Below are 3,120 nucleotides of genomic sequence, written 5' to 3'. Positions count from 1 at the left end.
TTCGTCACCGCCGTGGCCGCCGTTCTCGCGATCCTGGTGGTGCGCGGCCTGACCGACATGCAGGAGCGGCACGCCGAGGCCGCGCGCACCGCCGCCCCCGCGGCCTCCTGGGTGCCGGCCGAACACGCCTGACCCGTTTCCCCGTCCCGATGTCCCTCACCAGTTCCGCGAAGTTTGAGCGGCGGGACCAGCGCCCGGGCCCGGCTTCAGCCGATGGGGGTACAGCGCCGGAGGGCAGGAGCCGAGCGAAGCACTGTCAGCAGCATGGTTGATCATGCCGGCATGACCACGGACATGATCACCTGGCTGCACGAGCAAATCGACGCCGACGAGATGGCGGCCACAACCTGTCCCGGGTCGTGGATGCCCGAGGGACTTACTCCTGACAATCCGCTTGCCGCGCTCTACTCACCGGCCCGCACCACCGCTATGTACCGCGACTGGCTCGCCGCCTGGCGGGACCCGCAACAAGCCGGGCCGGAGGACCGGGACAGCCGCAGCATTGACTGGTCGCTGCGAGTGCTCGCAGCGACCGCCTATTCCGACCGCCCGGGGTACCGCGAGGAGTGGGCCCCCTCCGACTGACCCAGGTCAAACTTCATTGGGCATCGTCACCGACACCGCCGGCCGCAGCGAGCCGCGGAAACTGGCCGCCCGCACGCTGGACATCCGCACCGCGGTGGAAGTCCTGGTGCGGGACTGAACAGCGACCGGCGGAGTCAGGACACGCACAGCGGTGCTGTCATCCTGGCCGGGCGGCCCGGGCCGCCCGGGCGGTGCCGGAGATGAAGGGGAGTGGGCGTGGACGTTCAGGAGATGCTGGAGCGGCTGGGCGCGGTGATCGGGCCGCCGCCCGAGGGCGGTGTGACTCCGGTCCCGTGGGAGCTGGCGCCCGGGGCGATGGGTTTCCAGCTGCCCGCGGACTACCGGGCGTTCGTCGACCGCTACGGGATGGCGAGCATCAGCGGTGAGCTGCACGTCTACGCCCCGTCGTTGGCGCCTACCAGCAAGATCGGTCAGCCGCTCGGGTTCGAGGGGTTCCTGTACTACACGACGGATCCCTACGGGTACTGCGCCATGCTGGCCGAGGCCTATGCGGAGGGGGAGTACGAGGAGTGTCCGTACCCGGTGTTCCCGGCCGGGGGCGGGCTGCTGAAGTGGGCCAACAACTGGAACGCCGACCAGTTCTTCTGGCTGATGCGGGGGCCGGATCCGGACCGGTGGCCGGTCGTCGCCAGGTTCGAGTCCAGGCAGAAGTGGGACCTCTTCGAAGGAGGGTTCCTGGAGTTCTTGCTGGCGGCGGTGACGCAGCGGTATCCGTATTACCGGAGTGTCGTTCCCGGCGGGATCAAGCAGGTCGGTGACGGCCGCGCTTACCGCCTTCGGGGGGACTGGCTGAGGAACCTGCAGCAGTGAGCCAGCGGGCGCGGGTCAGCGGCCGGGCCGGGCGGCGCGGCGCACGTGCGCCTGCCGGTGCCGGGCGCTACGGCGGGCCCGCACCGAGAAGCCCGGCTGCCCCGTCCGGTTCCCCGGACGGGGCAGCGGTGTTACGGAGCGCAGCCGGTGCGGGCGATACGGCTCCCGCTCCGCGCCGTGGCGGCCCCGGCCGCGCGCTGCTTCGACCGGTCTCCGCCGCGTAGTGAGCCAGGCCAAGACGACTTCGTTGGCCACGGCGGCAGCACCAGGGCGAGTGGAGGCGGGGTGCCGGTCCTGGCCGCGGTGTCGCACTGCGTGCTCGTGCTCTGCCTGTTCAGCGCCGACCTGAGCGGGCCTGCCCCTGCCTGGCCGTCGGCCAGAGGCTGGCGGCAGCCGTTGTGGCCGTCGCCCCGGCCACCGGCTCGCCGGCCCGCAGGGGCCTCGGGGCCGGCGAGATCCTAGGGCGTGTGTCGGAAGTACTCTAGGTTGGCTGATGTGAGTACGCGGGGGCGGAGTTACCGATACGTCGGACCGGTTGAGCTGAAGGCTGCGGTCCGGCCCGACAGCGGCGGGTGCCCGATCGGCTCTGCGGCTGACTTCGACGCTTGGATCGCTGAGCGGTCGGCAGCGGAGCTGACCGAACCGTTCACCTTCGTGGTCAGCAGGGACGGTGTGCTTCGGCTGGCGCCGCGGCGGAGCGAGCACGTGGCCTGCGCTGGCGGGGACATGGTTCTGAGTGCCGGCGAGATCAGCTTCATGCATGAGGGAGACCGGTGGAGCGTGGGTGAGGTCAGCAACCAGTCCACCGGATACTGCCCGGACGTGGCCTCCTGGCCGACGGTCGCTCATGCTCTGGACGGTGTAGGACTTGGGCGGCCCTCCGGCTTCACCCACGAGGTGGTGTTCCGCCGGTGCCCCAACTGTCAGGAGCACAACATCGTGCGCGAGGACGACTTCGTCTGCGTCTTCTGCGGCAGCGATCTGCCCGAGATGTGGAACGTGGATCCCGCCGTGTGAGGGCCAAGGGTTACAGCCACTCGTTGATGGCTGCGACGAGGACGGTCGCCTCGTAGCGGACCGCGAGTTTGTCGTATCGCGTGGCGACGGCGCGGTTCCTCTTGAGACGGTTGATCCCGCACTCGACCGCGTGACGTTGGCGGTAGTCGACCGGGTCGAAACACGGAGGGCGACCGCCGCGGGAGCCGAGGTTCTTGCGATTGCGTACCTGGTCGGCCTTGTCCGGGATGGTGCAGCGGATCCTGCGGCGGCGCAGGTAGGCGCGGTTCTTGCGGGAGGCGTACGCCTTGTCGGCCCGCACGCGATCGGGCCGCACGCGTGGCCGGCCCGGCCCGATGCGGGGCACTCGGACCTTGTTGAGCACGGGTTCGAACTGCGGCGAGTCCCCGCGCTGCCCGGCCGTGACCACGATCGCCATGGGCTTCTGGCCTTGCTCGACGGCCAGGTGCAACTTGGTGGTGAACCCGCCGCGTGAGCGGCCCAGTCCGTGATCGTCAGGCTCGATGAACACACCGCCCGGCGGTTCCTTCTGCAAGTCCCCCTGCTTGCGGGCGCCAGCCGCCTGCTGATGAGCACGACAGACCGTGGAGTCGACGCTCAGGGGCCTTCGCCCGTGAAGGTGGACACGCGGTTGGTTGTCACGCGGCGAGTGTGAGTTTAGCGGTGTGGTGTCGGTGTTCGTAGTCG

Annotated in this window: 4 protein-coding genes; 3 read left to right on the top strand and 1 reads right to left on the bottom strand. The window is 69.9% G+C overall.

The genetic code is table 11. The features are described from left to right. Nucleotides 1-282: 282 nt before the first annotated feature. The 3 genes from ACIP60_RS38240 to ACIP60_RS38230 all read left to right on the top strand — a co-directional run bounded on the left by ACIP60_RS38240 (nt 283) and on the right by ACIP60_RS38230 (nt 2,433). Nucleotides 283-585, top strand: a complete 303-nt coding sequence (locus ACIP60_RS38240) for a DUF6221 family protein (protein WP_400694259.1) — start codon at nt 283-285, stop codon at nt 583-585. Between the two features lie 216 nt (nt 586-801). After that, entirely contained in the window at nt 802-1,416 is a 615-nt protein-coding gene (locus ACIP60_RS38235) for a hypothetical protein (RefSeq protein WP_400694257.1), read from the top strand. Between the two features lie 495 nt (nt 1,417-1,911). Next, nucleotides 1,912-2,433 (top strand): hypothetical protein, encoded by a 522-nt coding sequence (locus ACIP60_RS38230; RefSeq protein WP_400694254.1) that lies wholly within the window; start codon nt 1,912-1,914, stop codon nt 2,431-2,433. 10 nt (nt 2,434-2,443) lie between these two features. On the opposite strand, the gene ACIP60_RS38225 is transcribed toward ACIP60_RS38230, so the two are convergent. Then, the gene (locus ACIP60_RS38225) at nt 2,444-3,034 is read right to left on the bottom strand and encodes an IS5 family transposase (protein ID WP_400694262.1); all 591 of its coding nucleotides are present in this window, start codon (nt 3,032-3,034) and stop codon (nt 2,444-2,446) included. Nucleotides 3,035-3,120 lie beyond the last annotated feature (86 nt).

The sequence above is a fragment of the Kitasatospora sp. NPDC088783 genome (assembly GCF_044750705.1).
GTDB classification, from domain to species: Bacteria; Actinomycetota; Actinomycetes; order Streptomycetales; family Streptomycetaceae; genus Kitasatospora; species Kitasatospora fiedleri.
The sequence above is the reverse complement of the archived record's forward strand: the minus strand, read 5'-3'. Positions and strand labels throughout refer to the sequence as shown.

Bases quoted from the DNA above. Each gene is read 5' to 3' on its own strand.
- ACIP60_RS38240 (WP_400694259.1), top strand. From the start codon at position 283: ATGACCACGGACATGATCACCTGGCTGCACGAGCAAATCGACGCCGAC.